The sequence below is a fragment of the Campylobacter avium LMG 24591 genome, assembly GCF_002238335.1.
GTDB lineage: Bacteria > Campylobacterota > Campylobacteria > Campylobacterales > Campylobacteraceae > Campylobacter_D > Campylobacter_D avium.
Genome location: NZ_CP022347.1, coordinates 982,583 through 999,036 on the forward strand (window position 1 = coordinate 982,583; position 16,454 = coordinate 999,036).

The window sequence follows — 16,454 nt, forward strand, 5'->3', positions numbered from 1 at the left end:
TGTGATTTTAAATTAAAGCTTGCCTTCGTTCTTGCTTAGATAATCAGCCACGCCCTTAGGGTCAGCTTTCATACCGCTATCGCCTTTGTTCCAGCCAGCTGGGCAAACTTCTCCGTGTTCATTTGTGAAAAGCATAGTATCTACCATTCTTATCATCTCGTCTATATTTCTGCCAAGTGGTAAGTCATTTATCACAGCGTGTCTTACTGTGCCGTCTTTATCTAGCAAAAACGAACCTCTAAGCGCCACAGCTTCATTGAAAAGCACATCAAAGCCTCTAGCGATAGACTTTGTCAAATCAGCTACTAATGGGTATCTTACCTGACCTATACCACCTTGATTTACAGGGGTGTTTTTCCAAGCAAAATGTGAAAATTCATTATCGCCTGATATACCGATAACCTCTATGCCACGAGCCTTGAATTCATCATATCTTTTATCAAAAGCTATGATTTCTGAAGGACAAACGAAAGTGAAATCTTTAGGGTAGAAAAACACAACCGCACCTTTTTCGCCTATGTTTTTGTAAAGATTGAAATCCTCAACTATTTGATTGTTTCCCAAAACTGCCGGAGCTGTAAAATCCGGTGCTTTCTTAGTAACTATCATGAAATTCTCCTAAATAATAAAATTTATTTGTAGCAAAAGCATATCAACTTAAGTTTAAAATAAAGTAAATAATAAGTAAAAATATTTATAAATTTAAGCAAGATACTTGTAAATAAAAAACTAGAAAATATAAATATTTAGTAAATAAAAATACTAATTTTATCCTTAAATATAATGCAAAAAACACAAAAATTTTACTAAAGCAAAAATAAGCATTAAATTAACAGTTATTAAACAAAAATTAATTTTCCTTATATTAAAATTGCAAAATTGCTTATCAAAATAAGGAGGTAGCTTGGAGAAAACTAAAAAAATAAGTAGTGTTTTTGCAGTATTTGCGATTTTACTTTTCGTGCTTATTGCACTTGCATTTTACACCTTTATAAATGCTAAAGGTATCTCTTATTTATCAAATTCTAGCGAAGCCTGTAACAACTGTCACATAATGAATGATGTTTATGCAGCTTACACAAAGTCTTCGCATTCTAAGAAGATAAAAGGAGAAGCGGTAGCTACTTGTGGTGATTGTCATTTGCCGCATGACTTTGTGGGTAAATGGATAGCTAAGGCGCAAAGCGGCGTAGCGCATGCTTATGCTTTTACTTTTAAGCTAAATGACTTGCCTACAAATTTAAGTGCAAATGCGAAAAGTAAGGCTATAGTGCAAGAAAATTGTATAAACTGCCATGCTGAAATGGTTTCAAATGTAGTTAATCCAACTACAAACATCCATGCAAAAAACAATTCTTTAAGCTGCGTGTCCTGTCATGCTGGCGTGGGGCATTCTCGCGGTTTTTAATTTTTTAGGAGGAAAATTATGAGCAAAAGGTCTTTAGGTGTTGCAATTGTTGTTGTTATTGTCCTAATCGTAGGCGTTTTATGGCTAAATAATGACATAACAAAAAAGCAAAATGAAGGTATAGGTGGAACAATATCAAAGAATTTAGTTACGCTAAGTGATGATAATCCTACCTTTGATCATTGGGGTCAAAATTTTCCAGATTATCTTGATATGTATACCACGGTTGAAAAAGCACCTGAATTTACCACAGAATTTGGTGGAAATTTAGCTTATTCTAAACTTATCAGGTATCCACAGCTTACAGTGCTTTGGGCTGGCTATCCTTTCTCAATAGACGCAAATGAAGAAAGAGGGCATTTTTGGATACAAGTTGACCAAATGGATACCGCAAGAAATAACAAAGATTTCTTAAATTCTCACGGCTTTGCAGCTTTTGCCGGACAGCCAACAGCCTGTATGAACTGCCATAGCGGTTGGTCTCCTTGGCTTTTGGAAAATGTGGCTAAGGGTGATTGGGTGGCATTTAACTCCACTAAGTATTGGACTATGATAAAAAATGTTCCTGCTGTAAATGGTATAGTTGAAAATTCACCTGAGCACAGCGGCCCTCACGGCGGAAAAAGAATGGGTGTTACCTGTGCAGACTGCCATAACCCTGACGATATGAGCTTAAGACTTAGCAGACAAGCGGCCATAAATTCGCTAGTAGCAAGAGGCTATGAAAAAGACCCTGTTCAAGGCGTGAAAGCCAGCAGAGAGGAAATGAGAAGCCTAGTTTGCGCACAGTGCCATGTGGAGTACTACTTTAGACCTACCGGCGAAAAAGTTACAGTGATGGGTGAAAGCATACAAAATGACCCTACTAAAAAATGGTACAACGGCACTCAAAAAACTTACGATGAGTATGATTCTTGGAGAGACGGCAACTCGCCAATAGAAGTTCAAGCAGACGGCATAACGCTAGTATTTCCTTGGGCTGATTGGAAAAAAGGACAGCCATTTAGGATAGAAATGTTTGATGAGTATTATGAAAAATCAAGAGATGTTTTCCCTGCTGATTGGACACACAAGATAAGTGGTGCGCCTATGCTTAAAATTCAGCACCCAGAAACAGAGCTTTACAGCGGTGGTGTACATGCTGCAAATGGCGTAAGTTGCGCGGATTGTCATATGCCTTACATAAGAAAGGGTGCTAAAAAGCTAAGCCAACACAATGTTACAAGCCCACTAGCCGACATAAATTCAGCTTGTAAAACTTGCCATGTGCAAAGTGAGGATTATCTAAAAAATCAAATTAAAGATATTCAAAATTCTGTTGCTCATGATTTAAGAACAGCAGAATACAGCATAGTAAGCCTTATAACTGATATAAAAAACCTAAGAGATGAGCTAGGAAAAATGCCTGAATACCAAAGTGATGGCAAGGCTGATGTTAAGAAAATCAACGCTGTTTTAAAAGATGTTTTAGAACTACACAGAAAGTCTCAAATGAGAGCTGACTTTGTCGGCGCTGAAAACTCTACCGGTTTCCACAACCCAAGAGAAGCTTCAAGAATGCTTTTACAAGCTGTTGATATGGCAAGACAAGGACAAACAAAGCTTGTTGAGATAGCTTCTGCAAATGGTATTACAAATTTCAAAACTTCAAATTTAGGTTTTGAGGATATGCAAAAGCTAAATCCGGGCGAAATTCGCTACAAGGTTGATGTGAATGGCAAAAAGGCAGGAGATAGATACTACGAGCATGAAAATGTAAATGGCAACCCTCCAGCTGCTTTGATAGAATACGATAAAAACATCAAACCTTATAATCATCAAGTAATTGATAAAAAATAAAATCAAGCCCTAATTTTAGGGCTTGAACTTTTAAAATTCAAAAATTAAAATCCACAAAACTAATACTTAAATTTACACCCCTTTTTTAGCTCTCAAAACAGTTTAAATTCACGGTTACATAATGCTTAAAAGTTTATTTGCGATGCTTATTTAAAAATTCAAAGCCTAAAGAAAGGCAAAAATTATCAAAAAAGTATATTTTTGTTATAAAAATTTAGTATTGTTTGATATAATTACCAAGATAAATGATATACATAAAGGATTTTAAATGATAAACAAAAACAAATTATTTAGACAAATTCACATTTATATATCGCTATTTTTCTTACCTCTTGCCCTACTTTACGCACTTACCGGCATGGCCTATATCTTGGGCTTTGATCAAGATAGCGGATTAAAAGAAAATACCTATAATGTAAATTTTGAAATTCAAGAAGGCAAAGAAAAAGAACTAGTAACAAATTTCTTAAAAGAAAACAACATAAAACTTCCAAAAGATGAGATAATGGAGGCAAAAGACGGAGATTTTGCACTTGGCTCTGCTGCTTATAGCGTTGAGCTGCACCAAAATGAAGGAAAATTTATGCTCATAACAAAGGAACGTTCGTTTTTGGGAAATATGATTATGCTACATAAAAACAAGGTTGCTTGGTATTTCTCCGTGCTTGGCATAGCTTTTGGGCTTACATTGCTTGTACTTTATCTATCTGGCATTATGATAACACTTGTAGCCATAAAAAAGGACAGAAGAAATCAAATTTTAACCATACTTGTAGGTTTCATAGTAACATCTATAGTCGCCTATCTAAGCCTTTGAGGGCTTAGAATTTCTTTTCTAAGATAAGCTTCAACTTCATTATCACGACAAAATAAACAAATTTAAAAGCTTTTCCAAGCTATTTTCTAGGTCTTAAGCAAGGTATTTTTAAGCAAATTTAAAAAAAATTTCGCAAAAAAATTACAAAAAAAAAACAGATTATAATTAAGGCTTTAAAAATAAGGGGAAAAAATGAAAAAAATTTTATTTTTAGCCTTAACTTTGCTTTTTTCTTGTTCTTTGCTTAAGGCTGAGGAGGATGGGTATTATCTATCTTTAGAATTTGGCGGAGGGGATGCAAGATTTAAACAAAGCATAGACGCCACGGCAACTGTTTTTAATAACCCTGTGCCAATAAAAGGCGACATCACCGCAAATAATAACATGAATAATCTTACCCTAAAATTTGGCGACAAAGTTTTTTTCGGCCCTGATTCTCGCTTTGGTTTTAGAAAATACCTTTATCTAGGCTATGGCTATAATTCCATGCAAAACATAAGCTATAACGGCGATTTAAGCTTGGTTACCATAATTCCTGGCAACGACGAATCTATTTTTACAGGCACAAAGCACACTTACTATAACAGCGTTATAGAGTATGGATTTGGCATAGATGCTTTGATAAACATTTTGCAAAGCGGAAATAGCTCGGCTGGTATTTACGGCGGTGTTGCTATAGGTGGTGAAACTTGGATAGCAAATGGTAAGGAATTTAAGCCTTCAGCTGGACCGGGCGAGAGCTACTCAAATTTCCAAACCATACTAAATGTCGGCGCTAGAATGCTAATCAAAAAACATCACGGACTTGAAATAGGCGCTAAGTTTTACATGCTAAGCTCTGATATTTACAAAGGGCATGGTTACTCACCTTTAATGAACCAAGCAACTGGTGGCCTTGCTACTGTAGACCTACACGACACGGTTACAACCATGAAAAGACCATACATTGTTCATGTTACCTACTCTTATAATTTCTAAAAACAAATCCTCTTACAAAAAGAGGATTTAAGCTAAATCTTAAGTAAAACTAGCTAGAATTCTAGCTTTTTAGGACAGATGGGTGAGTGGCTGAAACCACACCCCTGCTAAGGGTGCAGATCTTAACGGGTCTCGAGGGTTCAAATCCCTCTCTGTCCGCCACTATTTTCACACTTTCACTACACGAAACACAAGCAGAGCATTTGCCTAGCACATAGGGCTTCAAAAAGCTTAAAAGTAAATAAAATTTAAAGTTTTTTCACAATAATTTCACTGTGTGAAAAAATTTACATTTTCCATGAAATTTTATGTGAATTTAAGAAAATTTTAGCAGCTTTTTTGCGTATCCTTAGATACAGCATATCGTAAAATTTTAAGTTTCCTTGAAGTTTTTTAATCCTGTATTTTAAATTCTTGCTCTCATTTTTTAAGGCAAAAATTAAAGTTGTATTGAATTTCTTATGCTTAAATCCTTTGCTTAAAGATTTTATAAGCTTTAAAACCATTTCATTATCTTTTAAATGACTTTTTAGCAAGGCTAAATCATTGCTTTGATATAGTCCATTTTCATTGAAATTATAAGTATAAATTTGAGCTTTGCTACAAAAAACACTTTTGGAAAAGAAAAAATTTAAATAACAAAAAAGCAAATCCTCACTGTAATTTAATCTTTGCTTGTAATCTATAAGTGTCAAGGCCTGCGTAATCAGCTCTTTTTTAAAAAGTTTCGCCCAAACTGAATTTATGAAATGCTTTTTAGAGCTTAAAAATGTCAAAAACTCATCTCTTTGATAAAGCTTATCGTCCTTAAATTTATAAAAAGCCTTTGCTTTTTTACGATTTACAAGGGCTTCAAAGCAAAGTATATCGGCCTTATCTTGAAGCTTAAAGGCAATTTCGCAAGCCCTTTCATGCAAATAATCATCAGCATCCATAAAAAGAATTAACTTTGCATTTGCAGCAAAAACCCCTATATTTCTACTAGCAAAGACGCCTAAGTTTTTTTCGTTATTTATAAGCCTTATTCTTTTATCTTTTAGGTAGGGCTTTACAAGCTCTAGGCTTTCATCTGTGCTAAAATCATTAATTATTATAAGTTCTATGTCTTTTAGGCTTTGCTTTAGAAAGCTTTGCACGCTCTTTTCTACGTGCGTGGCGGCATTAAAAAGAGGCATAATGATAGAAATTTTAGGCATTATTTAAAATCATTATCTAGTTTAAAAATAAATCTTGCCGGCTTGTTTTCTTTGCTCTCTCCAAAAACCGTGTAGGTTTGGGCTTTGTTATTTACCATTATCTTATCGCCATAAAGTCTTCGTTCTGTGTTATTTTCTTGTATATAGGCTCTTTTATTTAGCTCATAAGTATCGCTTTTTACATCGTAGATAAACTCTGCTGCCCTACCCTTATAAAATTTATCCTTTAAAAAAATTTCAAAGCTAACATTGCCTGAGGCTATGTATTTTATGGCATTTTTATTTTTATCTGTAAAGATTGTTAGAGTGTTTGCTCTTAGCGTGTCCCTTTGCTTTTTAACAATAACATTTCCGCTCAAAACATTTACAAGTTTGTTTTCATCGCCGTGAAAAACATCGGCCGTGATTTCAAGCTTATTACAGTGCAAAATGCTCAAGCAAAACAAAAAAGCTAAAACTAATCTAGCCATAAATTCACACCCTTTATATCAAGAGTTTTATTTTTCATATCATATTTTAAAGATGAGCCAAATAAAGTATCATTTGCCCTAAATGCCTTAAATTTGGTATCAGTAAATATTACCTTATCATCTTTTAGATAAAAAATCCTCTCAGTGCTTATGCTAGTATCGTTTATGTCTTTATAGAGCACATTTCCTGCCAAGCTTATATTTTTATCCATGAAAACAAGCTTGTTTGCACTTACATTGTAATCATAATCAAGCATTAAGACATTTTGAAAGATATCCCTATCCTCAAACCTTACCCAATCATCGGCACTGTAATAAGTCCTAACCAAAGATGAATTTAACTCATAGGCCTTGATTTGATTTGCTTCTATGTTTTTGAAATTCAAAGAATAAGGCTTTATGTCTATGGAGTAAAAATCTTGCATACCCAAAAAAACAAAGACTATGGAGAAAATTCCCATTAGGGTAGCAAAGATTTTTATTGCCAAAGTTCATTCCACTGTCTTTGCATAGAATTTTTTTCTATGATGAGCTCTATCATCTCGCACACGGCGGCCTTACCGCCCTTTTTACTAAGAGTATAATCAACCTCTAGGCTTTTATGTGCGTCTTTTGGCTTAAAGCTAAGCGCTACAGCCTTTAAAAGCTCCTTATCGTTTAGATAATCCCCTATAGCAGCACTTTGCTCAAAGCTTAAATTTAACTTTTCTAAAATTTCCTTAGCACAAGATAATTTATCCTTTACGCCTTGAAAAAGCAAATCTATTTTTAAATCCTTAGCCCTTAACTCCACACAAGGAGAAGTTCTACCGGTGATAATGGCTATTTTTTTGCCAAGCTTAAGCCAAGCTTCTATCGCAGCTCCATCTTTGACATCAAATTCTTTTATCTCGCTTTTATCGCTACTGTAAATAATCTTGCCGTCAGTCAAACAGCCATCTACATCTAAGAAAATTATCTCTATCATCTTATTCTCTAACTACAAAAGCACCCATAAAAGCACCACTTCTAGCGAAGTCTTGAGCTTCTTCTAAACTTCTAAAGCCTGTTAAAAATACCCTGTTTAAGCCGTCTTTTGAGCTGGTTCTAACAACAGCCTTGTAGCCTTGATATGAGCTGTATTGATTAGCTGTTTTTTGTGCTCCTTCCATAAATCTAAAAGCACCGATTTGCACCATGAAATTTCCACCCTCATAGCTTTGTCCGCTATTTGTTATATCGCCGCTAAGGCCTAAATTTGTGTTTTGGTGTACGATAGTGTTAGAATCATCAACAGAACCAAAACCTATAACCTCAAGCTTTACCGGTGCTGTGCCGCTTTCAAGCATGTCAATTTGTTCCGCGGCCGCTTTTGATAAGTCTATGATACGGTTATCAACAAAGGGACCTCTGTCATTTATTCGAACTTGGGTTCTCTTGCCATTGCTTAAATTTACAACGCTTAAGATTGTATTCATAGGTAGGGTTTTGTGTGCTGCTGTGAAAGCGTATTGATTGTAGGTTTCTCCGTTTGAAGTCTTTTTGCCATGAAAGCCAGGTCCATACCACGAAGCTATACCCTCGGCAGTTTCGCCAACTTCAACAACGGTTGGATAATAAGTCTTGCCATTTATGGTATAAGGCTTCATAGTGCCTTTCGCACCTAAAGCACCTTGCTTGTCTGTTCTAAAATCATTGCTTGGATAATAAGAACTTGAAGTTCTAGTCTGAGTACAAGCACTAAGGCTTAGCACTACAATACTACCTAGAACGTAGCTTAGAAGTCTTTTTCTTTTCAACACTTGCATATTTTATCTCCTCTTTCTTAAGCGGTATTATAAGTTTTTGTTTTATGCTTAAATGGTCTTTTTTGATTTTATTATATTTTCTTATATCAGCCACTGTTATTTTGTGCTTTTTAGCTATAGAATAAAGCGAATCGCCTTGCTTAACTATGTAAATTTTAGTCTTAGGTATGCTGGTATCAACCTTGGCTATTTTTTTAGGGTCGTAATTTTTTTCGTATGATAAAAGCTTATTTATAGGTATGTACATGTAATAATCATAATTTGGCGGCGTAAAGTCGTATCTAAACTGAGGATTATACCTCTTAAGCTCCTCAAAAGAAATATTGCTAATCTTTGCTAAATCTTTCAAAGAAACGCTAGTTGGAACATCTACCTTGGCGAAATTATGCTCTCTTGTGTAATTTACAAAATAAGAATCATTTTTTAGCAAAAAATCCTCATTTTTCGCAGAAAATGCTAGGGTTAGAATTTTTTTAATAAAAATTCTAGTTTCAAGTGGCAAGTATTTAGCCTCAGGGTCTAACAAAACACTTAAATCATCGCTTTGTGCCTCTTTTATGGCAGACCTTAGCTTGGCGTTGCCGCAATTATACGCAAGTATGGCTAGATACCATTTGCCAAATTCATCCTTTAAATTTTTTAAATACTTAGTGGCCGCGAAAGAGGACTTAAAAGGGTCGCGTCTTTCATCAACATATAAATCAACCTTAAGTCCCAAACTAGTGGCGGTTTTTTCCATAAATTGCCAAATTCCAACCGCCTTGGCATTTGAAACACTAGCACTTTTTAAGCCCGATTCTACTATGGCTAGATACATAAGCTCCTCTGGCACCTCTTCATCGTGCAAAACCTGTCTTATGATAGGTATAAACTCGTAATAATTTTGTGCTGAGTGGATTAAGGATTTAGAATGCAAGGACTTTAATTCCTCTTTATTATCCACAAAGACTAAATCGCTTATATAAGCACTATCTATATCTAAATTTCTTAAAATTTCAAGCTGCTTTTGGTGATATTCTGGAGAAAAACTATTAGCAAAAGAAAGGCTTAAAAGAAAGAAAAAAATACTTAAAATTCTCATACTACTTCCTGAAAAAACAATGTATTCGCATTCTTAGTGCAAATGTTTATAAGCTCGTTTCTATCTAAATTTAGCAAAGTAGCCATTTTATCAGCTACTAAGTGAGTGTTAATGGGCGTGTTTCTCGTGCCTCTAAACGGCTCTGGGCTTAGATAAGGCGCGTCTGTTTCAAGCAAAAGCTTATCCCTTGGAATTTTAGGCAAAATTTCAAGCAAAGCCTTAGCATTTTTAAAGGTTAAAACGCCCCCGATTCCAAAATAAAAGCCATTGTCTTTTAAATTTAAAAGCAAAGGGCTTGCATTAAAGCAGTGCAAAACACCTCCATAAAGGCTAGAGGCATGAGAGGATAAAATTTGATACACATCCTCGTTCGCCTCTCTAGCATGGATAATCAAAGGCTTTTTAAACTCCTTTGCCAAGGAAATTTGCGCTAAAAAAACTTCTTTTTGTAGCTTTTTTTCATCCACATCATCAGCTTTTAAACGAAAATAATCAAGCCCACATTCCCCAACCGCTACGCATTTTTCATGGTTTATATAAAATCTCAAAAGCTTTTCATCATAATCTTTACAGTGATAAGGATGCACTCCAACAGCAAAATAAAGCTCATCATACCTTTGGCAAAGCTCTACTGCCCTGCTTAGGTCTTTGATATCTGCGCCGGGTATTATCATTTTTTCTATATTATTTGTTTTACAAGCTAATAAAAGCTCGTGCAAGTCATCATAATAGCTCTCATCATCCAAATGACAATGAGTGTCTATAATTTTGGCACTGTGCTTAAAAGTATCTAAAAACATATCTCAACCCTATCGCGTCCGTTGTTTTTAGCTGTATATAAAGCTTGCAAAGCCTTTTGAGTAAGTTCTTCGTAGGTAGAATTTGTAGCGAAAGTAACCCCTATACTAACGGTAAAATAAAGCTCATCCAAAGATACTAAAAGGGCTTTGTTTTTGATATTTGTTCTAATTGATGAAAAAATTCTTATAGCCTTTTCATTGTCTACATTCTTGAGCAAAACGCAAATTTTTTCACTCGTAAAATGCCCTACAATATCTCTGCCCATAGTTTCATTAAAAATTTCCTTAACGGCTAGTCTTAAAGCCTCATCGCCTACGCTGTATCCGTATTCTGAATTTATGGATTTTAGATTATCTATATCTATCAAAGCTAGGGCAAAAGGCTCATTTTCTTGCTTCTCGCTTAGATAATCCTCTATGTAGCTTTTAAGATAAAGTGATTTTTTAGCGCCGGTTAGCGGCTCTAAGTCGTTGAAGTGATTTAAAAGTTGCAAATCATTCATATCTTTTAAATACCTATCAAGCCTTGCGTTAAAAAGCTCCTTGCTGAAAGGTTTTGCTATAAATTCATTTGCCCCGCCTCTTAAAAAGGCTGATTCTAAACTATCATCCTTATCGCCTAAAGCTATGAAGCCAAGCTGATTTTTAGGGTAAGTAAGCCTTACCTTAGCTAGCAAATCCAAACCATCAACAACAGGCATTTTAGCGTCGCAAATAAGCAAATTTATATCAGCATTGTCGTTTAAGTAGCTCAAAGCCTCCTCGCCATGTGCTGCTGCCAGGATATTAAAATTCCTTAAAGAAAGCATATTTTTAATATTATTTCTTTCATTTATGTTGCTCATGGCAAGTATTACTCTAAATTTTTGAAAGCGACTTAAAAGCTCTACAGCCGAAATAATCTCATCTATGCAGGTATCGCTTTCCTTTGATATGTAAGAATATATCTGCTTGTCAAGAAATCTCTGCTTAATCTCATTGCTGCTATTTGCCGTAAGCACCACAACTAAAAGGGAGTGGCCTAGCAAAAAATCCACTATTTCACCATTTAAAGCATCTGGCAAACACAAATCCGCAAAGCACACGAAATATTTTTCTCCGCTTTCCACCAAGCTTTTAGCCTCAGCAAAGGAAAAGGCTATGTCTATTTCGAAGTTAAAAACCGAACTTATTTTTTTTGCTAAAAGCTTTGTAAGCATTTTATTATCATCAATAATTAAAATCTTGCCCATAAGTAAATCTTTCTTGATATATTAGAAAATTAAAAGCTACATACTAGCATATTTTTATGAATTTAATCTAAGACTTGAGCAAAGTTTTAGCAAATTCCAAAGCCTCATCTCTAATTTGCTCCCCGCTTATCATTCTAGCTAACTCCCCTACCCTTTCATCATCTTTTAGCTTTCTTACAAAGCTTTCATTGTTTTCCTTTTCGACTAAAAAATGATTTTTAGCCTTTGATGAGAGTTGTGGCAGGTGCGAGATAGCAAAAATTTGATAAAAATTTGCTAGCTCATCTAAGACATTTGCTATGCTCATTGCTTCTTTTCCACTTAAATTTGCATCAATCTCATCTAAAAAGATAATGCCTTTTCCAAAATTTAAAAGCTTACATTCAACCGCTATAAAGGCTAATCTAAGCCTATTTAACTCACCTGAGCTTAAATTCTTAAGCTCTGCTTCATTTATGCTCAGCTTAAGCTCATCAAAGCCAAGCTCACTCAAATCACAGCTCAAAAGCTCTAAGGATACATTTTTCATATATAATTTTTCTAGGTATGAATTTAAAAGAGTTTGCAAGTCCTTTAAATTCGACTTTCGAAACTTGCTTAAAATTTCGGCCTTATCATTTACTTCTTTGGACAAATTTTCTAGCTCAAGCTCAAGTTCTTTTTTCTCAAAGCTTAAATTTTCATAATGCAAAAGCTCTTTTTTCTTTTCCTCAAGCACTTTTAGGCTTTCTTCTATGCTACCGTATTTTTTAATCAAAAAAGACAGCTGCTCTATGCGGTCTAAAAGCTCCTCTATGTCAAAGTCCAAATCATCAAAATTTTGACTTTCGCTCACAAACCTCAGCTCATTCAAGCAGTCCGTAAAAAAGGCACTATCTTTTTCGCTTAAATTTAAAGCTTCTATAACTGCTGATTCAAGCTCAAAAATAGCATTTGCCCTAGCCCAAGCTTCTATTATCTTATCTTTTTTTGAAAGTCTTTTTTTTAGACTTAAAAGCTCTTCGTACTCGCCTAATTTTGGCTTTATTTTTTCTATCTTTTCTATCTGCATAGAGGCTAATTCTTTTAAATCCTCTATCCTCTTTTCCTCCTCTTTTATTTTCTCAAGCTCCTCGCTTTTATCCTTATAGTTTTTATAAAGCTCTTTAAAAGAGGATAAAAATTCCTTAAAAGTGCCATCTTTTTGCTCTTGCAAAACATCTAGCAAGCCTAAAAGCCTTTCATTGCTAAATTCGTTACTATCCTTTACAGAAAGATATTTGATAAAAGTCTTGCTTAGGGCATTTAGACTTTTTTTGTTTATGCTTTGATTGTTTAAAAAATACTTTGTGTTCTTTTCTTTAATCATCTTAAAAACATTGTCATCATCACTAAAAATCCCAAATTTATCAGCCTCTATCTCATCATCAAGCTCTATTTCTACAAATTTAGCCTCACTATCGCACAGCGCAAAGGCCGAGATAATGCCCTTAAAAAGTATTGATTTTCCAGCCCCGCTAAGTCCTGTAAAAACTGTAAGTCCTTTTTCTATCTCGAGTTCTGCTATTTTAAAACTTAAATTTTCTCTCATAAATACTTTTTTTATCATCAATGTCCCCAATTTAACTTCTCTTTTAAAATTTGAAAATAATCCCTTTTCTTTGGATGTATGATAGAAACTGTTTTTTTACTTAAATTTATGCTGATTTTATCGTAATCATTAGCATTATAATGCTCCTGTCCGTCTATGCAAAAAACGCACTCTCTAGCTCTTAAAAAAATTTCAAAACCTCTTGGTAAAACTATAGGCCTTTGAGTGAGTGAGTGTGAGCAAATGGGTGTTAAAACAAATACTTCTGCTAAGGTGTATATGATAGGACCATTTGCACTTAGATTATAAGCGGTTGAGCCAGCTGGGCTTGAGATGATGAGGCCGTCTCCGTAGTATTCATTAAAAATCTTATCATTTCTTAAAACCTCTATATGTGCCATTGACTGATGAAAAGAGCTTGTAAAAACTATGTCGTTAAAGGCGTTTTTAACTATCTTTTTGCCGTTTTTATCCTCTAAAAAAATGTCTAAAAGATAAGGTCTATCCACCCTAAAATTTCCGGCAAAAAATTCATCGAAAAAATCCTCTAGCTCAGCCACAGAACAGTCTGTTAAAAAGCCTAAATTCCCAGCATTTACACCCAATATAGCCTTATCGTACTCACAAGCCTTTCTACACAAGGATATAAGAGTTCCATCTCCTCCTAAGGATATGATTAAATCACTCTGGGTAAAAAGCCCATCAAGCTCCTTATCATCGCCAAGCTTAGTTTTAGCCAGCAAAAGCTCTATGTCCCTTTTGTCAAGTAAGGATTTTATATGTGAAATTTCCTTGCTTAAGTCTGTATTTGGTCTTGATACAAGTCCTACTTTTTTTATATTTTTATAATCAATCATCATAGAAAAATTATATCAAATCTTAGCAAAGTAAAAGAATAAAGATTATACAATTTCACTTTATTTTTATTTTTTAAGGATAAAACTTGAGAACTCATTACAACACTGATTTAAATTTAGCTAATGTAGGGGAGGAAGTGAGGCTCTGCGGTTGGGTAAATTCATACAGAGACCATGGCGGCGTTATCTTTATAGATTTAAGAGATAGAAGCGGCCTGATACAGCTTGTGTGCGACCCAAATGACAGCAAAAATGCTCATGAAATCGCCTCAAATGTTAGAAATGAATTTGTTTTAATAGCAAAGGGAAAGGTTAGAAAAAGAGGAGAAAATCTAGAAAATTTAAAGTTAAAAACCGGCAGTATAGAGGTTTTAGTAGATGAACTCATCATAGAAAATGAAAGTGAAACCGTGCCTTTTGATAGCGAAGATGAAAGCGTCAATGAGGAGCTAAGGCTAAAATACCGCTTTTTAGAGCTTAGAAATCCAAGGCTATACAACAACTTCGCCCTTCGTTCGAAAGCTTGTATAGCAGCTAGAACTTCCTTATCCTCTATGGGTTTTTTAGAGGTTGAAACGCCTATACTCACTAGAGCTACTCCTGAGGGAGCGAGGGATTATTTGGTTCCTTCTCGCGTTCATCAAGGAGAATTTTACGCCCTGCCACAAAGCCCACAGCTTTTCAAACAGCTTTTGATGTGCTCTGGCTTTGATAAGTATTTTCAGATAGCAAAATGCTTTAGGGACGAGGATTTAAGGGCGGATAGACAACCTGAATTCACGCAAATAGATGTTGAAATGAGCTTTTGCACTCAAGAAGATGTTATAAATGTAGCTGAAAACTTCTTAAAAGAAATTTTTAAGGCTTGCGACAAGGAAATTCAAACCCCTTTTAAAAGAATGTCTTATGATGAGGCCATGCAAAAGTATGGTAGCGATAAGCCTGATTTGAGGTTTAATCTTGAGCTTATCGATGTAGCAGATATTTTCGCCAGGTCTAATAATGAAATTTTTTCAAAACCAGCAACAGATGTCAAACAAAATGTAGCGAAGGCTTTAAGAGTGCCAAAGGGTGATACGATTTTTTCAAAAAGGCAAATGCAAAGATTTGAAGAATATGTGCGTAAATTTGGAGCTAAAGGGCTAGCCTTTATGCAGGTTAAAGAGGATGGACTTAAGGGGCCTTTGTGCAAGTTTTTTGAGCAAAAAGACTTAGATGAGCTTATGAAAAGATGTGACTTAGAACTTGGAGATGTAGTCTTTTTTGGAGTTGGAGCCAAAAAAATAGTGCTTGATTACATGGGAAGATTTAGAGTGTTTTTAGCAAATGAGCTAAAACTCATAGACGAAGATGAATTAAATTTCGTTTGGATAGTGGATTTTCCAATGTTTGAAAGAAACGATGATGGCTCGTATTCAGCAATGCACCACCCCTTTACTATGCCAAAAAACATAGACGAACCAGACCTAGAAAAGATACAATCAGTAGCTTATGACATAGTCTTAAACGGAGTTGAGCTAGGTGGCGGAAGTGTAAGAATTCATAAAAATGAAATTCAGCAAAAAGTCTTTAAGCTTTTAAATATAGATGAAAATGAGCAAAAAGAAAAATTTGGCTTCTTACTTGATGCTTTGAAATTTGGTGCCCCGCCTCACGCTGGTATAGCCATAGGGCTTGATAGGCTTATAATGCTTGTAAGCAAGGCAAAAAGCATAAGAGAGGTTATAGCTTTTCCAAAAACTCAACGCGCACAGTGCTTGATGACTTCTGCACCGTCGCTTGTAGATGCAAATTCTTTAAAAGAATTAGGCTTAAAACTTAAGGAGAATACAAAATGAAAAAATTATTTTTAATCATAGGTGCGCCCGGAAGCGGTAAAACAACTGATGCAAGTATAATAGCTAAAAATGACAAAAACATCACTCATTACTCAACCGGAGACTTGCTAAGAGAGGAAGTTGCCAAAAAAAGTGAGCTTGGACAGCTTATAGATAGCTTTATATCCAAAGGAAATTTAGTGCCTTTAGATGTGGTCGTAAATACCATAGTATCAGCCTTAAAAGAAGCCCCTACGCAAGTAGTTATCATAGATGGCTATCCAAGGAGCGTAGAACAAATGCTTGAATTTGACAAGGTTTTAAAGGCCCAAGAGGAAGTAAGACTAGAAGCTGTAATTGAGGTTGTAGTAAGTGAGGAGGTGGCAAGACAAAGGGTTTTAGGCCGCTCAAGAGGAGAGGATGATAATGAGGAAGTTTTCAACAATAGAATGAAAGTTTATATAGAGCCTTTGCAAGAAATTCAAGACTTTTATGCTAAAAAAAACCTGCATTTTAAAATAGATGGAGAAAGAAGCATAGATGAAATCGTAAAGGACATAAGCAAACTTATAGAAGAAATTTTAAAACTAGATGAGTAAGGA

General features: G+C 35.0%; 17 protein-coding genes and 1 tRNA gene. 7 read left to right on the plus strand and 11 right to left on the minus strand.

Annotated features, from left to right (window positions below; all coding sequences use genetic code 11):
- Positions 1-12: 12 nt before the first annotated feature.
- Positions 13-609 carry a peroxiredoxin gene (locus tag CAV_RS04970; RefSeq protein WP_094325396.1) on the minus strand — a complete coding sequence of 199 codons (597 nt, stop codon included), beginning with the start codon at positions 607-609 and terminating at the stop codon, positions 13-15.
- A 295-nt stretch (positions 610-904) separates the two neighbouring features.
- Between CAV_RS04970 and nrfH the strand changes: the two genes are divergently transcribed.
- The 5 genes from nrfH to CAV_RS04995 all read left to right on the plus strand — a co-directional run bounded on the left by nrfH (position 905) and on the right by CAV_RS04995 (position 5,204).
- Positions 905-1,408, plus strand: a complete 504-nt coding sequence (gene nrfH, locus CAV_RS04975) for a cytochrome c nitrite reductase small subunit (RefSeq protein ID WP_094325397.1) — start codon at positions 905-907, stop codon at positions 1,406-1,408.
- 18 nt (positions 1,409-1,426) lie between these two features.
- A complete protein-coding gene (locus CAV_RS04980) occupies positions 1,427-3,247 on the plus strand; it encodes an ammonia-forming cytochrome c nitrite reductase subunit c552 (RefSeq protein WP_094325398.1) in 1,821 nt (606 codons plus the stop codon).
- Between the two features lie 268 nt (positions 3,248-3,515).
- Positions 3,516-4,064 carry a hypothetical protein gene (locus tag CAV_RS04985; RefSeq protein WP_094325399.1) on the plus strand — a complete coding sequence of 183 codons (549 nt, stop codon included), beginning with the start codon at positions 3,516-3,518 and terminating at the stop codon, positions 4,062-4,064.
- 192 nt (positions 4,065-4,256) lie between these two features.
- Positions 4,257-5,042 carry an outer membrane protein gene (locus tag CAV_RS04990; protein WP_094325400.1) on the plus strand — a complete coding sequence of 262 codons (786 nt, stop codon included), beginning with the start codon at positions 4,257-4,259 and terminating at the stop codon, positions 5,040-5,042.
- 72 nt (positions 5,043-5,114) lie between these two features.
- Positions 5,115-5,204: transfer RNA gene (locus CAV_RS04995), tRNA-Ser, on the plus strand.
- 125 nt (positions 5,205-5,329) lie between these two features.
- Here the strand turns inward: CAV_RS04995 and CAV_RS05000 are convergent.
- From CAV_RS05000 to CAV_RS05045, 10 genes are all read right to left on the minus strand, one after another.
- Positions 5,330-6,238: a glycosyltransferase family 2 protein gene (locus tag CAV_RS05000; protein ID WP_094325401.1), complete on the minus strand. Its 909-nt coding sequence runs from the start codon at positions 6,236-6,238 to the stop codon at positions 5,330-5,332.
- Positions 6,238-6,708, minus strand: coding sequence for a lipopolysaccharide transport periplasmic protein LptA (gene lptA / locus CAV_RS05005; protein WP_094325402.1), 471 nt, complete (start codon positions 6,706-6,708; stop codon positions 6,238-6,240). The genes CAV_RS05000 and lptA overlap by 1 nt, the downstream gene beginning before the upstream one ends.
- Positions 6,696-7,196 carry an LPS export ABC transporter periplasmic protein LptC gene (gene lptC / locus CAV_RS05010; protein ID WP_094325403.1) on the minus strand — a complete coding sequence of 167 codons (501 nt, stop codon included), beginning with the start codon at positions 7,194-7,196 and terminating at the stop codon, positions 6,696-6,698. Before lptC ends, lptA begins: the two co-directional genes overlap by 13 nt.
- Positions 7,187-7,675 (minus strand): HAD-IIIA family hydrolase, encoded by a 489-nt coding sequence (locus CAV_RS05015; protein ID WP_094325404.1) that lies wholly within the window; start codon positions 7,673-7,675, stop codon positions 7,187-7,189. The genes lptC and CAV_RS05015 overlap by 10 nt, the downstream gene beginning before the upstream one ends.
- Position 7,676: 1 nt before the next feature.
- Positions 7,677-8,495, minus strand: a complete 819-nt coding sequence (locus tag CAV_RS05020) for a septal ring lytic transglycosylase RlpA family protein (protein WP_094325405.1) — start codon at positions 8,493-8,495, stop codon at positions 7,677-7,679.
- Positions 8,449-9,576: a lytic transglycosylase domain-containing protein gene (locus CAV_RS05025; protein WP_094325406.1), complete on the minus strand. Its 1,128-nt coding sequence runs from the start codon at positions 9,574-9,576 to the stop codon at positions 8,449-8,451. Before CAV_RS05025 ends, CAV_RS05020 begins: the two co-directional genes overlap by 47 nt.
- Complete coding sequence (locus CAV_RS05030) at positions 9,573-10,376, minus strand: TatD family hydrolase (RefSeq protein ID WP_094325407.1); 804 nt, start codon at positions 10,374-10,376, stop codon at positions 9,573-9,575. The genes CAV_RS05025 and CAV_RS05030 overlap by 4 nt, the downstream gene beginning before the upstream one ends.
- Entirely contained in the window at positions 10,367-11,608 is a 1,242-nt protein-coding gene (cbrR, locus tag CAV_RS05035) for a bile resistance response regulator CbrR (protein ID WP_094325408.1), read from the minus strand. Before cbrR ends, CAV_RS05030 begins: the two co-directional genes overlap by 10 nt.
- A 67-nt stretch (positions 11,609-11,675) precedes the next feature.
- Positions 11,676-13,196 (minus strand): AAA family ATPase, encoded by a 1,521-nt coding sequence (locus CAV_RS05040; protein ID WP_094325409.1) that lies wholly within the window; start codon positions 13,194-13,196, stop codon positions 11,676-11,678.
- Positions 13,196-14,038 (minus strand): NAD(+) kinase, encoded by an 843-nt coding sequence (locus tag CAV_RS05045; RefSeq protein WP_094325410.1) that lies wholly within the window; start codon positions 14,036-14,038, stop codon positions 13,196-13,198. The genes CAV_RS05040 and CAV_RS05045 overlap by 1 nt, the downstream gene beginning before the upstream one ends.
- An 83-nt stretch (positions 14,039-14,121) precedes the next feature.
- Between CAV_RS05045 and aspS the strand changes: the two genes are divergently transcribed.
- A complete protein-coding gene (gene aspS, locus CAV_RS05050; protein WP_094325411.1) occupies positions 14,122-15,873 on the plus strand; it encodes an aspartate--tRNA ligase in 1,752 nt (583 codons plus the stop codon).
- The gene (locus CAV_RS05055) at positions 15,870-16,451 is read left to right on the plus strand and encodes an adenylate kinase (protein ID WP_094325412.1); all 582 of its coding nucleotides are present in this window, start codon (positions 15,870-15,872) and stop codon (positions 16,449-16,451) included. Before aspS ends, CAV_RS05055 begins: the two co-directional genes overlap by 4 nt.
- The last annotated feature ends 3 nt before the right edge of the window (positions 16,452-16,454 follow it).